The organism is Pseudomonas sp. QL9 (genome assembly GCF_041409665.1).
Taxonomy (GTDB): Bacteria; Pseudomonadota; Gammaproteobacteria; order Pseudomonadales; family Pseudomonadaceae; genus Pseudomonas; species Pseudomonas knackmussii.
The window spans coordinates 3,926,410-3,943,258 of the sequence record NZ_CP166971.1; the positions used below are offsets into that span (position 1 = coordinate 3,926,410).

At 66.4% G+C, this 16,849-nt stretch carries 14 protein-coding genes; 6 read left to right on the top strand and 8 right to left on the bottom strand.

The features are described from left to right. Positions 1 to 16 precede the first annotated feature (16 nt). From ACA097_RS18410 to ACA097_RS18430, 5 genes are all read right to left on the bottom strand, one after another. Positions 17 to 988: a peptide ABC transporter ATP-binding protein gene (locus ACA097_RS18410; RefSeq protein ID WP_043254732.1), complete on the bottom strand. Its 972-nt coding sequence runs from the start codon at positions 986 to 988 to the stop codon at positions 17 to 19. Further along, on the bottom strand, positions 985 to 1,968 hold the full coding sequence (locus tag ACA097_RS18415; RefSeq protein WP_043254730.1) for an ABC transporter ATP-binding protein: 984 nt from the start codon (positions 1,966 to 1,968) through the stop codon (positions 985 to 987). The genes ACA097_RS18410 and ACA097_RS18415 overlap by 4 nt, the downstream gene beginning before the upstream one ends. Before the next feature lie 91 nt (positions 1,969 to 2,059). Further along, positions 2,060 to 2,971, bottom strand: a complete 912-nt coding sequence (locus ACA097_RS18420; RefSeq protein WP_371365106.1) for an ABC transporter permease subunit — start codon at positions 2,969 to 2,971, stop codon at positions 2,060 to 2,062. A gap of 10 nt (positions 2,972 to 2,981) precedes the next feature. Continuing rightward, a complete protein-coding gene (locus ACA097_RS18425; RefSeq protein WP_043254725.1) occupies positions 2,982 to 3,992 on the bottom strand; it encodes an ABC transporter permease subunit in 1,011 nt (336 codons plus the stop codon). 616 nt (positions 3,993 to 4,608) lie between these two features. Continuing rightward, positions 4,609 to 5,172 carry a helix-turn-helix domain-containing protein gene (locus ACA097_RS18430; protein ID WP_371365108.1) on the bottom strand — a complete coding sequence of 188 codons (564 nt, stop codon included), beginning with the start codon at positions 5,170 to 5,172 and terminating at the stop codon, positions 4,609 to 4,611. Between the two features lie 177 nt (positions 5,173 to 5,349). Here ACA097_RS18430 and ACA097_RS18435 point away from each other — a divergent pair, with 177 nt between their 5' ends. Further along, positions 5,350 to 6,570 (top strand): M24 family metallopeptidase, encoded by a 1,221-nt coding sequence (locus ACA097_RS18435; RefSeq protein ID WP_371365110.1) that lies wholly within the window; start codon positions 5,350 to 5,352, stop codon positions 6,568 to 6,570. A 239-nt stretch (positions 6,571 to 6,809) separates the two neighbouring features. On the opposite strand, the gene ACA097_RS18440 is transcribed toward ACA097_RS18435, so the two are convergent. The 3 genes from ACA097_RS18440 to ACA097_RS18450 form a co-directional block, all read right to left on the bottom strand. Beyond that, on the bottom strand, positions 6,810 to 8,387 hold the full coding sequence (locus ACA097_RS18440) for an ABC transporter substrate-binding protein (RefSeq protein WP_371365112.1): 1,578 nt from the start codon (positions 8,385 to 8,387) through the stop codon (positions 6,810 to 6,812). Positions 8,388 to 8,470: 83 nt separating this feature from the next. Further along, positions 8,471 to 10,072, bottom strand: a complete 1,602-nt coding sequence (locus ACA097_RS18445; RefSeq protein WP_043254719.1) for an ABC transporter substrate-binding protein — start codon at positions 10,070 to 10,072, stop codon at positions 8,471 to 8,473. A gap of 252 nt (positions 10,073 to 10,324) precedes the next feature. Beyond that, positions 10,325 to 11,032 carry an SIMPL domain-containing protein gene (locus tag ACA097_RS18450; protein ID WP_371370539.1) on the bottom strand — a complete coding sequence of 236 codons (708 nt, stop codon included), beginning with the start codon at positions 11,030 to 11,032 and terminating at the stop codon, positions 10,325 to 10,327. Between the two features lie 205 nt (positions 11,033 to 11,237). Here ACA097_RS18450 and ACA097_RS18455 point away from each other — a divergent pair, with 205 nt between their 5' ends. The 5 genes from ACA097_RS18455 (at position 11,238) to ACA097_RS18475 (ending at position 16,843) form a co-directional block, all read left to right on the top strand. Next, complete coding sequence (locus ACA097_RS18455) at positions 11,238 to 12,494, top strand: ATP-binding protein (RefSeq protein WP_371365114.1); 1,257 nt, start codon at positions 11,238 to 11,240, stop codon at positions 12,492 to 12,494. A 23-nt stretch (positions 12,495 to 12,517) separates the two neighbouring features. After that, the gene (locus tag ACA097_RS18460; RefSeq protein WP_043254713.1) at positions 12,518 to 13,078 is read left to right on the top strand and encodes a response regulator transcription factor; all 561 of its coding nucleotides are present in this window, start codon (positions 12,518 to 12,520) and stop codon (positions 13,076 to 13,078) included. A gap of 69 nt (positions 13,079 to 13,147) precedes the next feature. Next, entirely contained in the window at positions 13,148 to 14,881 is a 1,734-nt protein-coding gene (locus ACA097_RS18465; RefSeq protein WP_371365116.1) for an ABC transporter ATP-binding protein/permease, read from the top strand. A 99-nt stretch (positions 14,882 to 14,980) separates the two neighbouring features. Further along, a complete protein-coding gene (locus ACA097_RS18470; RefSeq protein WP_371365118.1) occupies positions 14,981 to 15,922 on the top strand; it encodes an AEC family transporter in 942 nt (313 codons plus the stop codon). Positions 15,923 to 16,036: 114 nt separating this feature from the next. Then, positions 16,037 to 16,843 (top strand): YfaP family protein, encoded by an 807-nt coding sequence (locus tag ACA097_RS18475; protein ID WP_043254708.1) that lies wholly within the window; start codon positions 16,037 to 16,039, stop codon positions 16,841 to 16,843. Positions 16,844 to 16,849 lie beyond the last annotated feature (6 nt).

Genomic DNA, 16,849 nt, shown 5'->3' on the forward strand with positions numbered 1-16,849 from the left:
CGCCCTTTTTCATTCATCAGCCGAGGAACTGTTCCGCGTGGTGGCAGGCCACCTGGCGCTCGTCGAGCAGTCGCAGCTCCGGCACTTCCGCCTTGCAACGCTCGGTTGCGTAGGGGCAGCGCTTGTGGAAGGCGCAGCCGCTCGGCGGGTTGAGCGGATTGGGCAGCTCGCCCTGGATGCGGATCTTCGGCTTGTTCGGGTCCGGGTGGATTGCCGGGGTGGCCGACAGCAGGGCGCGGGTGTAGGGGTGCAGCGGGCGCTCGTAGAGCTTGTGCGCCGGCCCCATTTCAGCGGGGCGGCCGAGGTACATCACCAGCACGCTGTCGGCGACGTGTTCGACCACCGCCAGGTTGTGCGAGATGAAGACGTAGGCGGTGCCGTACTCCTGCTGCAGGTCCATGAACAGGTTGAGCACCTGCGCCTGGATCGACACGTCGAGCGCCGAGGTCGGTTCGTCCGCCACCAGCACCTTGGGCCGCAGCATCATGGCGCGGGCCAGGGCGATACGCTGGCGCTGGCCGCCGGAGAACATGTGCGGGTAGCGCTGGTAGTGCTCGGGGCGCAGGCCGACCTGCTGCATCATCGCCTGCACCCGCTCGCGGCGTTCGGCGCGCGACAGGCTGGTGTTGATCAGCAGCGGCTCGCCGAGCTGGTCGCCGATCTTCTGCCGCGGGTTGAGCGAGGCGTAGGGGTTCTGGAAGACCATCTGCACGTCGCGGCGCAGTTGCTTGCGCTGCTCGGCACTGGCGCCTTTCACTTCCTGGCCGGCGATCTGCAGCGAGCCTGCGGTCGGCTCCTCGATCAGCGTCAGGGCGCGCGCCAGGGTCGACTTGCCGCAACCGGATTCGCCAACCACGGCGAGGGTCTTGCCGGCTTCCAGCTCGAAGGACACGCCATTGAGCGCGCGCACCAGGGCGGTCGGCTTGAACAGGCCCTGGGAGATCTCGTAGTGGCGGGTCAGGTCGCGGGCGGTCAGTACGGCGCTCATCGGGCCACCTCGGCTTTGGCAATCAGGTTCAGCGGGTAGAAGCAGCGCACCGCGCCACGTTCATGCGCCTGCAGGGCAGGGCGGGTGCTGCGGCAGTTGTCGTGCACGTACGGGCAGCGCGGCGACAGCAGGCAACCCTGTGGACGGTCGTAGCGGCCGGGGACGATGCCGGGCAGGGTGGCCAGGCGCTCGGCGCCCTGGCTGTGCTCCGGAATGGCCTTGAGCAGCGCCTCGGTGTATGGATGGGTCGGCAGGTCGAACAGTGTCGGCACTTCGCCGATCTCCACCGCCTGGCCGGCGTACATCACGCAAACGCGCTGGGCGGTTTCGGCGACCACGGCGAGGTCGTGGGTGATCAGGATCAGCGCCATGCCCTGGTCGCGCTGCAGGTTCAGCAGCAGCTCCATGATCTGCGCCTGGATGGTCACGTCCAGCGCGGTAGTCGGCTCGTCCGCGATCAGCAGCTTGGGTTCGCCGGCGATGGCCATGGCAATCGCGACGCGCTGGCTCATGCCGCCGGACAGCTGGTGCGGGTAGGCGTCCAGGCGCTGCGCGGCCCCGGGGATCTCGACCCGTTCGAGCAGCTCGATGGCGCGCTGGCGGGCAGCCTTGCCGCGCAGGCCGAGGTGCAGGCGCAGCACTTCCTCGATCTGGTAGCCGACCGTGTAGCTGGGGTTGAGCGCGGTCATCGGGTCCTGGAAGACCATGGCGATGTCCTTGCCGACGATGCGCCGACGCTCGCGGCCCTTGAGTTTGAGCATGTCGGTGCCGTCGAAGCGCATGCGCTCGGCGGTGACCTTGCCGGGGGCGTCGATCAGGCCCATCAGCGCCATCATGGTTACCGATTTGCCGGAGCCGGACTCGCCGACGATGGCCAGCACTTCGCCCTTGTCGACGCTCAGGTCGAGGCCATCGACCACGGGCACGGCATCGGCGCCGCCGAAGCGCACCGAGAGGTTCTTCAGTTCGAGGAGGCTCATACGGCGGTCTCCATCAGGTATTTCTTATTGGTGTGGGGAGCGTGCAGGTTCGCTCCTGCGCAGCGCGGGAAGGTCTTCATGGTCGTCGTCCTCACGCCGCGCTCTTCAGTTTCGGGTCCAGCGCATCGCGCAGGCCGTCGCCGACCAGGTTGATCGCCAGGACGCTGAGCAGGATGGTCAGGCCGGGCAGGCTCACCACCCACCAGGCGCGCTCGATGTAGTCGCGGGCGGAGGCCAGCATGGTGCCCCACTCGGGGGTCGGCGGTTGTACGCCGAGGCCGAGGAAGCCCAGGGCGGCGGCGTCGAGTATCGCCGAGGAGAAGCTCAGGGTGGCCTGCACGATCAGCGGCGCCATGCAGTTGGGCAGCACGGTGACGAACATCAGGCGCAGGGTGCCGGCGCCGGCGAGGCGCGAGGCGGTGACGTAGTCGCGGTTCAGTTCGCTCATCACCGCGGCGCGGGTCAGGCGCACGTAGGAGGGCAGCGAGACCACGGCGATGGCGATCACGGTATTCATCAGGCCTGGGCCGAGCACGGCGACGATGGCCACGGCCAGCAGCAGCGAGGGCAGCGCCAGCATGATGTCCATCAGGCGCATGATCACCGGGCCCAGGCGGTTCGGCGAGAAGCCGGCGAGCAGGCCCAGGACCAGGCCGGGCACCAGCGAGATCACCACCGAGCTCAGGGCGATCAGCAGCGACAGGCGCGCGCCATGCATCAGGCGCGAGAGCATGTCGCGGCCGACTTCGTCGGTGCCCAGCAGGAACTGCGCGTTGCCGCCCTGCATCCATACCGGCGGGGTCAGCAGGAAGTCGCGGAACTGCTCGCTCGGGTCGTGCGGGGCGACCCAGGGCGCGAAGAGCGCGCAGAAGATGATCAGGGCGATGAACAGCAGGCCGCCGACGGCGCCCTTGTTGTGCGCGAAGGCTTGCCAGAACTCCTTCAGCGGCGATGGGTAGACCAGACTCGGGTCGCTGGCGGGAGCGGTTTGCACGGTGCTCATGTCGGGCTCCTCAGCGCTGATGGCGGATACGCGGGTTGACCAGGCCGTAGAGGATGTCCACGACGAAGTTCACCAGGATGACCAGGGTGGCGACCAGCAGGATGCCGTTCTGCACCACCGGGTAGTCGCGGCGGCTGATGGCGTCGATCAGCCATTTGCCGATGCCCGGCCAGGAGAAGATGGTTTCGGTCAGCACGGCGCCGGCGAGCAACGCGCCGACCTGCAGGCCGAACACGGTCAGCACCGGGATCATGGCGTTGCGCAGGGCATGGATGAACACCACGCGAGCCGGCGACAGGCCCTTGGCGCGGGCGGTGCGCACGTAGTCCTCACGCAGCACTTCGAGCATCGCCGAGCGGGTCATGCGGGCGATCACCGCGAGCGGGATGGTACCCAGCACGATGGCCGGCAGGATCAGGTGGCGCAGGGCGTCGACGAAGGAGCCTTCCTGGTCGGAGAGCAAGGTGTCTATGAGCATGAAGCCGGTCTTCGGCTCGATGTCGTAGAGCAGGTCCAGGCGTCCGGAAACCGGCGTCCAGCCCAGGGTCACGGAGAACAGCATGATGAGGATCAGGCCCCACCAGAAGATCGGCATCGAGTAGCCGGCCAGGGAGATGGTCATCACCCCGTGGTCGAACAGCGAACCGCGCTTGAGCGCGGCGATCACCCCGGCCAGCAGGCCGAAGACACCGGCGAAGAGCATTGCCGCGATGGCCAGCTCCATGGTCGCCGGGAACAGGGTGAGGAATTCGTGCCAGACGCTGTCGCGGGTCACCAGCGATTCGCCGAGGTTGCCGTGGGCGAGGTTGCTGACGTAGTCGAAGTACTGCAGGTACAGTGGCTTGTCGAGGCCCAGGCGGTGCATGGCTTCGGCGTGCATCTGCGGGTCGACGCGGCGCTCGCCCATCATGACCTCGACCGGGTCGCCCGGGATCATGCGGATCAGCGCGAACGTCAGCAGGGTGACGCCGAAGAAGGTCGGGATGAGCAAGCCGAAGCGGCGTGCGATGAAACTCAGCATGGTGGTGGAGGACTCCTCATCGCGCGGCTCGCCGCCGGGATGCTGGCGGGGGCCGGTTTCTTGTTACTTCACCTGGATGGCGGCGAAGTTCTTCTGGTCAGGCGGGCCTTTGGTGTGGCTCGCGCCGCTGCGCTGGCGCGCATTCAACAGCTTAGGATGCGCCAAACGAACGCAAGGCGCTTGCGCGGGGAATTTCTTTGTCGCTTTTTCATAAACTTGTGCCAAAAATGACCGTTCATCGGGTGTTTGTTCGCGTCGAGTAAGAAGGTCGATTTTCCGGTCGCGCTAGTCGGCGCACGAAGACGTTCGTCGCACGCAGGCGTGCGGCGGGCGATTCAGGGGCGCTGGCTGGTGCCGTGCGGACGCCGGAGTACGGATGGGCAGAAGGAAGGGGCCGTGGGCGAGCCGTTGGCGGCTGGCATGGGCGGGGAGATTCGACGCTGCATAAGCGTGCCTAACCTCATTGTTGTTGTTCTGAGGGCCTGCCTGCGGCGTTGTGCACCGCGCGGGGCGAGAGCCGCCGGGATGGCCGGCGGCGGGCGAAGGCGGAAATTAAGTCATGCTGAAATCAAGATCAACCTGAAATTCAGTATGGCTTCAAAAAGGCGACCGACGCTCAGTTGCCGGGGTGCTCGCCGAACAGCGGCATGGTGGTGACGGTGAGCACTTCCGCGGCGCCCTCGCCGACATTGCGCAGGCAATGACTCTTGCCGGCATCGAAGTGCACCGAGTCGCCGGGGCCCAGCGGGTAGGCGTGGCCGTCGATGGTGTAGACGATGTGGCCGCTGAGCACGTAGGCGAATTCCGCTCCTTCGTGGGCGATCAGTTCCGACTGGTAGCCCGCCGGCATGTTCATCTTCACGGCGTTGAGCAGGTTGCCCGGGAAGCTGCTCGACAGCCGCTCGTAGGCCAGCGGCTGGCCCTCGATGGTGTAGCGCACGCGCTCGCCGTGGTGGGAGTCGGGCTGCGGCTGCTGCGGCTGGTCGAACAGCGAGTTGAGCGGCACGCCGAGGGATTTGGCGATGCTCGCCAGGGACGAAATGGATACGCCGGTAAGGTTGCGCTCGGCCTGGGACAGGAAGCTGGCGGTGAGGCCGGACTCGGCGGCCACCTGGTTCAAGGTCTTCTTCACCGCGCGCCGATAGCGGCGCAGGCGTTCTCCGATTCGATCGACGGTCATGTGCAAGGCTCAGCGTGGAATGCCGGCCAGTATACCGGCCGGTTCTGCCGCTTGGAGCGGCGCGCGGTAGCGGTGGCCATTCGGCAGAAATTTAAGTGGGACTGAATAATTGGCATTGACCGGATATTAAGCCCTACTTAAATTTCGTGCGATTCCACGTATTCGAGGTAAGGCGAAATGACTCTGGGCGTCGGGGGAAGCACTCCCCAGCAAGCACTGGCGCGGCTGCATGACATGACGGCGGGTGCCGAGGCCATCGGCCTGGCCGAGTACCGCACGCGGGTGGCCCGGCTGCAGGGGCAGATGCGCCAGCGCGGGCTGGCCGCGGTGTTCGTCGATGCCGGCGCCAACCTGCGCTATTTCTCGGGTGTGAAGTGGAGCCCCAGCGAGCGCATGGTCGGCCTGCTGGTGCCCGATATCGGCGAGCCGCAGTACATCGCCCCGGCCTTCGAGGAAGGCACGGTACGCGACTTCCAGATCCTCCCCGGGGCGATCCGCACCTGGCAGGAGCACGAAAGCCCCTATCGCCTGCTGTGCCAGGTCCTCGCCGAGTGGGGCGTGCCCGCCGACGGCCGCGTAGGCCTCTGCCCGAGCCTGCCGTTCGGCATGTTCGAGCGCCTGCGCCGGGTCGCCGGGGCGCCCGAGTTCGTCGACGCCAGCGCCGCCGTCGAGCATTGCCGCCAGCGCAAGTCGCCGGCCGAGCTGGCGCTGATGCAGCGCGCCAAGGACATGACCCTGGAGGTGCACAAGGCCGCCGCCAGCATCCTGCGCGAGGGCATTACGCCCGCCGAAGTGACCCGTTTCATCGAGGAGGCCCATCGCCAGGTCGGCGCCAGCGGCTCGACCTTCTGTATCGTGCTGTTCGGCGAAGACAGCGCCTTCCCCCACGGTGTGCGCCAGCCGCGCCCGCTGCGCAAAGGCGACATGGTGCTGATCGACACCGGCTGCCAGCTGCACGGCTACCAGTCGGATATCACCCGCAGCTACGTCTTCGGCACGCCCAGTGAGCGCCAGCGCGCGATGTGGAACCAGGAGAAGGCGGCCCAGCAAGCCGCCTTCGAGGCCGCCACGCTCGGCGCGCCCTGCCAGGTGGTGGACGCTGCCGCCCGCCGCAGCCTGGAGGCCGCCGGCCTGGGCCCGGACTACGCGCTGCCCGGCCTGCCGCACCGCACCGGCCATGGCATCGGCCTGGAGATCCACGAAAGCCCATACCTGGTACGAGGCGAGGAAACCCTGCTGGACATCGGCATGTGCTTCAGCAACGAACCGATGATCTGCGTGCCCGGCGAGTTCGGCATCCGTCTGGAAGACCACTTCTACATGAGCGCCGAAGGCCCGCGCTGGTTCACCCAGCCCAGCCATTCGATCGACGATCCGTTCGGCCTGCAGGCCTCGTAGGAGCGGATCTCATCCGCGAATTCTCCGCTCCGAGTTTCCCTGTAGGAGCGGGCCACGCCCGCGATTCGCGGACGAAGGCCGCCCCTACAATGGAGGCGCCAGGACTTTCGTCCGCGTGAATCCCACCCTGTAGGAGCGGATCTTATCCGCGAATTCTCCGCTCCGAGTTTCCCTGTAGGAGCGGGCCACGCCCGCGATTCGCGGACAAGGTCCGCTCCTACGAAGAGCGGTACGGCGCCTCAGGGCGCCAATTCGACCCGCGCGAAGTTGTTCGAGCCCAGCGGGCTCAGGGTGAAGCCCTTCACCTTCGGGCTGAGCACCACGAACTGCTTCGGATAGGCCAGGGCGATCCACGGCGCTTCGCGCTGGAAGATCGCCAGTGCCTGGCGATACAGGTCGGCGCGCGTCGCCTGGTCGGTGCTGGCGCGGGCCTGGCGCAGCAGTTCGTCGAACTGCGCGTTGCACCAGCCTGAAAGGTTCTCGCCATTGCGCGCCGCATCGCAGGACAGGTTGGGCGTGAGGAAGTTGTCCGGGTCGCCGTTGTCGCCGACCCAGCCCATGAACAGCAGGTCATGCTCGCCGCGCTTGCCGCGGCGGATCAGCTCGCCCCACTCGTAGACGCGGATGTCGGCGCGGATGCCTAGCTTGCCCAGGTCTTCCTGCAGCATTTGCGCGCCTATTCCAGGGTTGGGGTTGGTCGGCCCGCCGCCCGGGCGGGTCCAGATCGACAGTTTCAATCCGGGTTGGATACCCGCTTCGGCGAGCAGCTTGTGCGCACGCTCCAGGTCGCGCGGCCAGCCCTGCAGGCTCGGGTCGGAGCCCCACAGTGTCGGCGGATAGGGCGCCACCGCCGGGCTGGCGCCGCCCTCGCCGAACTGCGCCGTGCGGTAGGCGTCGCGGTCGAAGGCGAGGTTCAGCGCCTGGCGTACGCGTACGTCGTCCAGCGGCTTGTGCCGGGTGTTGAGGGCGACGTAGGCGACCAGCAGCGAATCCAGTTCGGCCACCTTCAGTTTCGGTTCCTGGCGCAGTGCCGGGATGTCGGTCGGGCGCGGGTAGAGCGCGACCTGGCAATCGCCGGCGCGGATCTTCTGCAGGCGCACGCCAGGGTCGGGAGTGATCGACAGCAGCAGGCGGTCGACCTTTGGCGTGCCGCCCCAGTAGGTCGGGTTGGCGGCGAAGCGCACCAGCGCGTCCTTCTGGTAGCGCTGGAAGACGAAGGGACCGGTACCCACCGGCAGGTTGTTCAATTGCTCGGCCTTGCCGGCCTTGAGCAGCAGGTCGGCGTACTCGGCCGAGTAGATGGAAGCGAAACCCATGGCCAGGTCGGCGAGGAAGGGCGCCTCGGGGTGGCGCAAGGTGAAGCGCACGCGGTTGTCGTCGAGCTTCTCGATGCGTTCGATCAAGCCCGGCAGCCCCATCGAGGTGGCGTAGGGGAAACCGCGTGGCGCCAGGCGGTGCCACGGATGCTTGGGATCGAGCTGGCGCTGGAAACTCCAGAGCACGTCGTCGGCATTGAACGGGCGGCTCGGGGTGAAGTAGTCGGTGCGCTGGAACTGTACGTTGCGGCGCAGGTTGAAGGTGTAGCTCAGGCCGTCGGGGCTGATCTCCCAGCTCTGCGCCAGCGCGGGCGCGACCTGGGTGGTGCCGGGGGCGAATTCCACCAGGCGCTCGTAGACCGTCTCGGCGGCGGCGTCGGCGGTGGTGGCGGCGGTGTACTGGGCGATGTCGAAGCCTTCGGGGCTGGCTTCGGTGCAGACCACCAGCGTCTGCGCGCTGGCCAAGGAACAACAGAAGAACAACGCCAGGGCCGCCCACATGCGGCGACCCTGGTGTCGTTGCTGGAAATGTCCTTGGTGCATGCCGGTAACGGAAAACGGCCGCCTTGCGGCGGCCGTCTGCCTTACTTGCCGACGCTCACGCCATAGAAGGAGTTGAGCGCGAAGGGACTGATCTTGAAGTCCTGCACGGTTTTACGCATCGGCTGGTACACGGTGGAGTGGGCGATCGGGGTGATCGGCACCTGCTCCTTGAGGATGTGCTGGGCCTGCACGTACAGCTCGGTGCGCTTGGCCTGGTCGGTGGTGCGCTTGGCCTCGGTCACGAGCTTGTCGTAGGACTTGTCGCACCATTTGGAGAAGTTGTTGCCGTTGATCGCGTCGCAGCTGTACAGGGTGCCCAGCCAGTTGTCCGGGTCACCGTTGTCGCCGCTCCAGCCGATCAGCATGGCGTCGTGCTCGCCGGCCTTGGCGCGCTTGATGTACTCGCCCCACTCGTAGGTGACGATCTTCGCCTTGATGCCGACCTTGGCCCAGTCGGCCTGCAGCATCTCGGCCATCAGCTTGGCGTTGGGGTTGTACGGGCGCTGCACCGGCATGGCCCAGAGGGTGATCTCGGTGCCTTCGGGCACGCCGGCCTTTTTCAGCAGCTCCTTGGCTTTTTCCGGGTTGTAGCCGGCGTCCTTGATGCTGTTGTCGTAGGACCACTGGGTCGGCGGCATGCCGTTCACGGCGAGCTGGCCGGCGCCCTGGTAGACGGCGTCGATGATCGCCTTCTTGTTCACCGCCATGTCCAGCGCTTCACGCACTTCCAGCTTGTCCAGCGGCTTGTGCAGCACGTTGTAGGCGATGTAGCCGAGGTTGAAGCCCGGCTGCGACGGCATGTTCAGGTTCGGGTCCTTCTTCAGCGACTCGAGATCGGCCGGACGCGGGAAGAGGGTGATCTGGCACTCGTTGGCCTTGAGCTTCTGCATGCGCACCGAGGCGTCGGTGTTGATCGCGAAGATCAGGTTGTCGACCTTGACCTCGCCGGGCACCCAGTAGTCCTTGTTGGCCTTGAAGCGGATCATCGCGTCCTTCTGGTAGCGACTGAACACGAAGGGACCGGTGCCGATCGGCTTCTGGTTGATGTCGCTGGCCTTGCCTTCCTTCATCAGCTTGTCGGCGTACTCGGCGGACTGGATGGAGGCGAAGCTCATGGCCATGTTCTGCACGAACGCGGCGTCGACATCGTTGAGGGTGAACTTGACGGTGTTGTCGTCGACCTTCTCCACCTTGGCGATGTTGGTGTCCATGCCCATGTCGGTGAAGTAGGGGAATTCGGTCGGGTACGCCTTACGGAAGGCGTTGTCCTTGTTCAGCATGCGGTCGAAGGTGAAGACCACGTCGTCCGCGTTGAACTCGCGGCTCGGCTTGAAGTACTCGGTGGTGTGGAACTTCACGCCCTTGCGCAGGTGGAAGGTGTAGGTCTTGCCGTCCGCCGAAACGTCCCAGCTCTCGGCCAGGCCCGGGATGACCTTGGTGCCGCCGCGCTCGAACTGAGTCAGACGGTTGAAGATGGTTTCCGCAGTGGCATCGAAATCGGTGCCGGTGGTGTATTGGCCCGGGTCGAAGCCCGCCGGGCTGCCCTCGGAACAGAACACCAGGTTGCCCGCGGCGTGGGCGAAGGGCGCACTGGCGATCAACCCAGCGGCGATCATGGAGCGGATGACGGCATTCTTGCGCATGCTGACCTCTGTTTATTCTGGTTGTCATCGAGGCACGACCTTGTGGGCCGTGGTGGGCCGAAACTATGCACGCCACATGCCGGGTGCAAGGGTCTCTTTGGCCACAGTGTAGAAGTTGTGACGAAGTCATAAGGGAATGTCGCAAAAACGCAAAACGACCGAATGGTCACCTTGTGGCGTCGTCCTCGCGGGGGCGGGCGGCAGCGCGGGAGAGGGCGCCCCGGAGCGGCTCCGGGACGCGTGGGGAACGAGTCAGGGCATCTGCACTTCGATGGTGCCGTCGGCGCTGACGGTGACCTGGCTGGTGCCCGCCTCGATCTGCGGCGCCGGGGCATAGCCGGCGGCATCGGCCTTCATCGTCGCCATGCGCATCACCGGCATCGGACGCGGCGCGCCGGCGCTGTTCAGGTTGAGGTTCACCAGGCGGTAGTCCTTGCCGCCGAGGGCGCTGGTCAGCAGTTGCGCGCGGGCCTTGAAGGCGGCCACGGCGTTCTTCATCAGGTTGTCTTCGTTCTGCTGGCGGGTGGCGTCGGCGATGCTGAAGCTCATGCCGCCCATCTTCAGCTTGCCCAGCAGGTCGGCGCTGAGCTGCGAGAGGGCGGCGAAGTCGGCACTTTCCAGGCGCACTTCGGCGCGCTCGCGCCAGGCGGTGATCTTCTGCCCCTTGTCGTCGTAGACCGGGTAGCTGTTGCGGCTGCCCAGGCTGACGGTGACGTTCTTGACCTTGCGTGCCTGGGTCACAGCTTCGTTGATCGCGGTGGTGGTCGTGGCGGCGAGCTTGGCCGGGTCGCTGGCCTGCTCCTCGCTGTACAGGGTTACCTGCATCAGGTCGTGGGCCACCTCCTGGCTGGCCTCTGCGTGCAGGCTGACCAGGTTGTAGCGCGGCTCGTCGGCCACGGCGGACAGGCTGGTGGAAACCAGCGCGATGGCGGCGGCGAGGCTGGCGAGGGATTTCTTCATGGTGGACATGCGTAGCTCCTTGGTCCTGTTCGAGTCCCGGATGCAGGGTAGCGGACCCTGCGCGCGGACAGTCAGACCCTTTGACGCAGGTCTGGGTTCGCACGGGTTGATTCGCGATAGGCTTTGTTGTCGTTATGCTGTGTCGCTTTGACGCAGAGAGAGGGGAAGGGGCTTGGCTATACTCGCGCAAATTCCGGAATTCACCATGCGCACACCGGTTTTCCAGTTATCAGCCAGCCGGCAGAACCTGCTGCACCTGACGCTTATCCGCGTCCTCGTGCTGGCCGCCCAGGCCGGTTCGGTGGGCATTGCCTACAAAGCCCAGCTGATCCAGCTGCCCTGGATGGCACTGGGCGTGACCCTGGCCATCTCTCTGGTGTTCTGCATCGCCACCGCCCTGCGCCTGCGTGGCCCCTGGCCGGTGACCGAGGTGGAGTATGCCGTCCAGCTGGCCTGCGACCTGCTGATCCACAGCGCCCTGCTGTATTTCTCCGGCGGCTCCAGCAACCCCTTCGTTTCCTATTACCTGGTGCCGCTGACCATTGCCGCGGCGACCTTACCCTGGGTCTACACCATCGTCCTCGCCGGGCTCGCGCTGGCCGCGTACACGGTGCTGCTGGTGTGGTTCCATCCGCTGAACATTTCCCCGGGCCAGCGCGATTACCTGCTGATCAACGGCATGTGGCTGAGCTTCGCCCTCGCCGCCGGGCTGATAACCTTCTTCGTCGCGCGCATGTCCCAGGCCCTGCGCCGGCAGGAGCAGATAGTCGCGCAGCGCCGCGAGGAGAGCATGCGCGACCAGCAGCTGCTCGCCGTGGCCACCCAGGCCGCCGGCGCCGCCCACGAGCTCGGCACGCCGCTGGCGACCATGAAGGTTTTGCTCAAGGAGCTGCGCCAGGCGCATCCCAATGATCCAATGCTGCAGGAAGACCTGGCCCTGCTGCAGGAGCAGGTCAGCCTGTGCAAGGAGACCCTGCAGCAACTGGTGCGCGCCGCCGAGGCCGACCGTCGCCAGGCGATCGAGGAACAAGGCGTCAACCAGTGGCTGGAGGCGACCCTGCAGCGCTGGCACCTGATGCGTCCAGAAGCCACCTACCGCTACCAGAACCTCGGTCGCGGCAGCGCGCCGCGCCTGACCCCGCCCACCGACCTCAGCCAGGCCCTGCTGAACCTGCTAAACAACGCCGCAGACGCCTGCCCGGACGACCTCGACATTCGTCTGGACTGGGATGCCACGGACATCTGCCTGAGTATCCGTGACCACGGCCCGGGGGTTCCCCTGGCCATCGCCGAGCAACTCGGCAAACCCTTCTTCACCACCAAGGGCAAAGGCTTCGGACTGGGCCTTTTTCTCAGCCAGGCCAGCGTTACCCGCGCCGGCGGCACGGTGAAGTTGTATAACCATGAAGACGGCGGCACGCTTACCGAGCTGCGCCTGCCGCGTAGTTACGGTGTGGTCTGATCCACGCGCGAGGAAGTACCCCAATGAGCGAAGAAATCCTGTTCGAAGGCGAAGAGCAACCCCACCTGCTGCTGGTGGATGACGACGCCACTTTCACCCGCGTGATGGCACGCGCCATGAGCCGTCGCGGCCTGCGCGTGTCGGTCGCCGGGTCCGCCGAGGAGGGGCTGGCGCTGGCCAAGGAAGACCTGCCCGACTACGCCGTGCTCGACCTGAAGATGGACGGCGACTCCGGCCTGGTGCTGCTGCCCAAGCTGCTGGAGCTGGATGCCGAGATGCGCGTGGTGATCCTCACCGGCTATTCGAGCATCGCCACCGCCGTGGAAGCCATCAAGCGCGGCGCCACCAACTACCTGTGCAAGCCGGCCGACGCCGACGACGTGCTCACCGCGCTGTTGTCGCAGCACGCCGACCTGGATTCGCTGGTGCCGGAAAACCCGATGTCGGTCGACCGCCTGCAGTGGGAACACATCCAGCGTGTGCTGGCCGAGCACGACGGCAACATCTCCGCGACCGCCCGCGCCCTGGGGATGCACAGACGAACTTTGCAGCGTAAGCTGCAGAAGCGCCCTGTAAGGCGTTAAGTAATTCATAAGACAGGGAGCGCCAACTGAGCGCTCCTTCTTTTTTGTGCCTGTGCCGAGCCCGACCCGATGACCGATAGCGCCGAGTACCGCGCCGCGAACGATGCCGTTCGCGGGCACTTCTTTTCCCAAGTCTGGAAGTTGACCGCGCCCTACTGGCGCAGCGAAGAGAAGGGCGCCGCCTGGCTGCTTCTGATCGTGGTGATCGCCCTGTCGCTGGTCGGCGTAGCCGTCTCGGTGTGGCTCAACAGCTGGTACCGCGACTTCTACAACGCCCTGCAGAACAAGGACCTCGACGCCTTCATCCGCCTGGTCCTGTACTTCTGCGGCATCGCCGCCGCGGCCATCCTGATCGCCGTGTATCGCCTGTACCTGACGCAGATGCTCACCATCAAGTGGCGGCGCTGGCTGACCGAGAAGCACTTCTCCACCTGGCTCGGCGACAAGAACTACTACCGCCTCGAACAGCGCGGCTTCACCGACAACCCCGACCAGCGCCTGTCCGAAGACCTCAACAACTTCACCGACACTACCCTGACCCTCGGCCTGGGGCTGATTCGCAACCTGGTCAGCCTGGTGTCGTTCTCGGTGATCCTCTGGGGCGTCTCCGGCAGCATCGAGCTGTTCGGCATCAGCATCCCCGGCTACATGTTCTGGGCCGCGCTGCTCTACGCCCTGGTCGGCAGCTGGCTGACCCACCTGATCGCCCGCCGCCTGATTCAGCTGAACAACCAGCAGCAGCGCTTCGAGGCGGACCTGCGTTTCGGCCTGGTGCGCATCCGCGAGAACGCCGAGAGCATCGCCCTGTACAACGGCGAGCAGAGCGAGAACGAGCGGCTGATGACGCGCTTCCGCAACGTCTGGGGCAACTTCTGGGAACTGATGAAGGTGCAGAAGCGCCTGACCTTCTTCAGCTCCGGCTACGCGCAGATCGCCATCATCTTCCCGCTGGTGGTCGCCGCGCCGCGCTACTTCGCCGGCAAGATCCAGCTCGGCGAGCTCATGCAGATCAACTCCGCCTTCGGCAACGTCCAGGACGGCCTGAGCTGGTTCATCGACGCGTACGCGAGTCTGGCCAACTGGCGCGCCACCTGCGACCGTCTACTGAGCTTCCGCAACGCCATGGCCGAGATCGCCCACGAGTCCGAGAACATCGAGGTGCACAGCGCCGGCGAGCGCCTGCAGCTCAAGCACCTGAGCCTGCGCCTGGGCGACGGCACCGTGCTGCTGGAGCCGACCAACCTGACCCTGGAAGCCGGCGAGCACGTGTTGATCAGCGGCGCGTCGGGCGCCGGCAAGAGCACCCTGCTGCGCGCCATGAGCGGGCTCTGGCGCTACGGCAACGGGCAGGTGGTGATGCCGGCCGAACGCAGCCTGTTCGTGCCGCAGAAGCCCTACCTGCCGATCGGCAGCCTGAACGCCGCGCTCTGCTACCCCGAAGAAGCCGGCCAGCACAGCCCCGAGCGTCTGCGCGAAGTGCTGCGCCTGTGCCGCCTGGAGCAACTCTGCGGTCGCCTCGACGAAGCCCAGCACTGGCAGCGCCTGCTCTCGCCGGGCGAGCAGCAGCGCCTGGCCATCGCCCGAGCGCTGCTCTTTGCACCGCGCTGGTTGTTCCTCGACGAGGCCACCTCGGCGCTGGACGAAAACGATGAGACCGCGCTCTACCAGGTCCTGCGCGAACAACTGCCCGGCGTGACCCTGGTGAGCATCGGCCACCGCGCCGACCTCAGACGCTTCCACCCGCGCCAGCTGCGCCTGGAAGACCGCCACCTGCGCGAAGTCGAGGTCGTGCTTCCGGCCTGATCGGCTCGATAACCCCGGCGCCGCCCTGGCGCCGGGTGCATTCGGCGACAGGGGCGGCGTATCATCGCCGCTCTTGTCCGCCCGGCGCGCCTCCCTCCCATGCTCGCACTGCTGCTCCAGACCTTCGGCATCACCGCGCCGGTGTTCTCCATGCTGTTCCTCGGCGTCCTTCTGCGCCGTATCGGCTCGATAGATCCGCCCTTCATCAACACCGCCTCGGCCCTGGTGTTCAATGCCACCATGCCGGTGATGCTGTTCCTCGGCATCTACCACTCCGACCTGCACCGCGCGGCGAGCCCGGCGGTGATGCTGTATTTCTGCCTGGCCACCCTCGGCGGCTTCCTGGTCGCCTGGGGCTGGGCGATCTGGCGGGTGCCGCGCGAGGACCGTGGTGTCTACGTGCAAGGCGCTTTCCGAGGCAACAACGGCATCGTCGGGCTGGCGCTCGCCACCAGCCTTTATGGCGAACATGGCCTGGCATTGGGCTCGGTCCTCGCCGCCCTGGTGATCCTTTGCTACAACACGCTCGCCACCGTGGTCCTGGCGATCTACAGCCCGGTGCTCAAGTCCGACCCGCTGAGCATCGCCCGCCAGGTGCTGGTCAACCCGCTGATCCTCGGCGTGCTGGCGGCGCTGCCGTTCGCCTGGTGGGGCATCCACTTGCCTGCGTGGCTGCTGACCTCCGGTGAATACTTCGCGCGCATGACCCTGCCGCTGGCGCTGATCTGCATCGGCGGCACCCTGTCGCTGCCGGTGCTGCGCAGCAGCGGGCCGCTGGCGCTGAGTGCGAGCCTGATGAAGATGGTCTGGCTGCCGGCGCTGTGCACCTCAATCGCCTGGTTGTGCGGGTTCCGCGGCGCCGAGCTGGGCGTGCTGTTCCTCTATTTCGCCAGCCCTACGGCGGCGGCCAGCTTCGTGATGGCGCGCGCCGCCCAGGCCAATGCCGAACTGGCGGCGGCCATCGTCGTGGTCACCACCCTGGCCGCCGCGCTTACCACCAACCTCGGCCTGTTCATCCTGCAGTGGGGCGGCTGGATCTGAAGACACCGGGCGCGGGATTGCCCACTGCGTCGCCGTGTCACGCAAATGTTGCTCCACGCCCGGTAACGGGCGGTTACACTTGTCCTTCCTACGCCGCGCGACAAAGGATTGCTCATGCGTCTCAAGGAATTCGCCCTTGGCCTGCCTCTTCTGCTGGCGTTCTGCTGGCAGGGATCGGTTTGCGCCGATCCTTCTGCCGAGCTCGACGGCCCGGCGGGCGGCTGGCGCTATTCCGGCCTGCTCGACGACCTCGACAGCCCACGCGTGGCCTATCCCACGCCGCCCATCGACCGCGGCGGCGTACGCGGCCGCAGCCTGATCGAAGGCCGCCTCAAGCAGCTGGCCGGCATCGACCGCGCCCAGCGCCTGGTGGTCAATGGCAACCCGCTGCCCCTCTATACCGACGCCGAAGGGCGCTTCGTCCGGCCCTACGCCTTCGGCAGCGGCTCCAACAGCGTCGAGGTGGCCAGCGCGGACGGCCAGTCGCTCAAGCGCGTGCAGTTCTACGAAGCCAACCCCGGGCGCCTGCCGCCGCGCATCCGCGTGGCACTTGGCTGGAACGACCCCAAGGCGGAGCTCGACCTGCACATCATCACCCCCGATGGCCAGCACGCCTTCTGGGCCGCGCCACGGCTGAACAACGGCGGCGGCCTCGACCCCGACGGCGTCGACGGCCCCGGCCCGGAGATGTTCACCATGGCCGCGCCGCTGCACGGCACCTATCTGGTGTACGTCAACTACTGGGGCAACCTGAACGACCAGGGCTATAACTTCCAGGCTGGCAGCAATCAGCAGGACGTCATCACCGCCCAGGTCAACCTGGTGTTCAACGAAAACAGCGTCGACGAGAAGCGCGAAACCTTCGAGGTGCCGCTGCGCACCATCGGCGACCTGGTTCTGGTCAAGTCCTTCACCTATTGAGAGCCG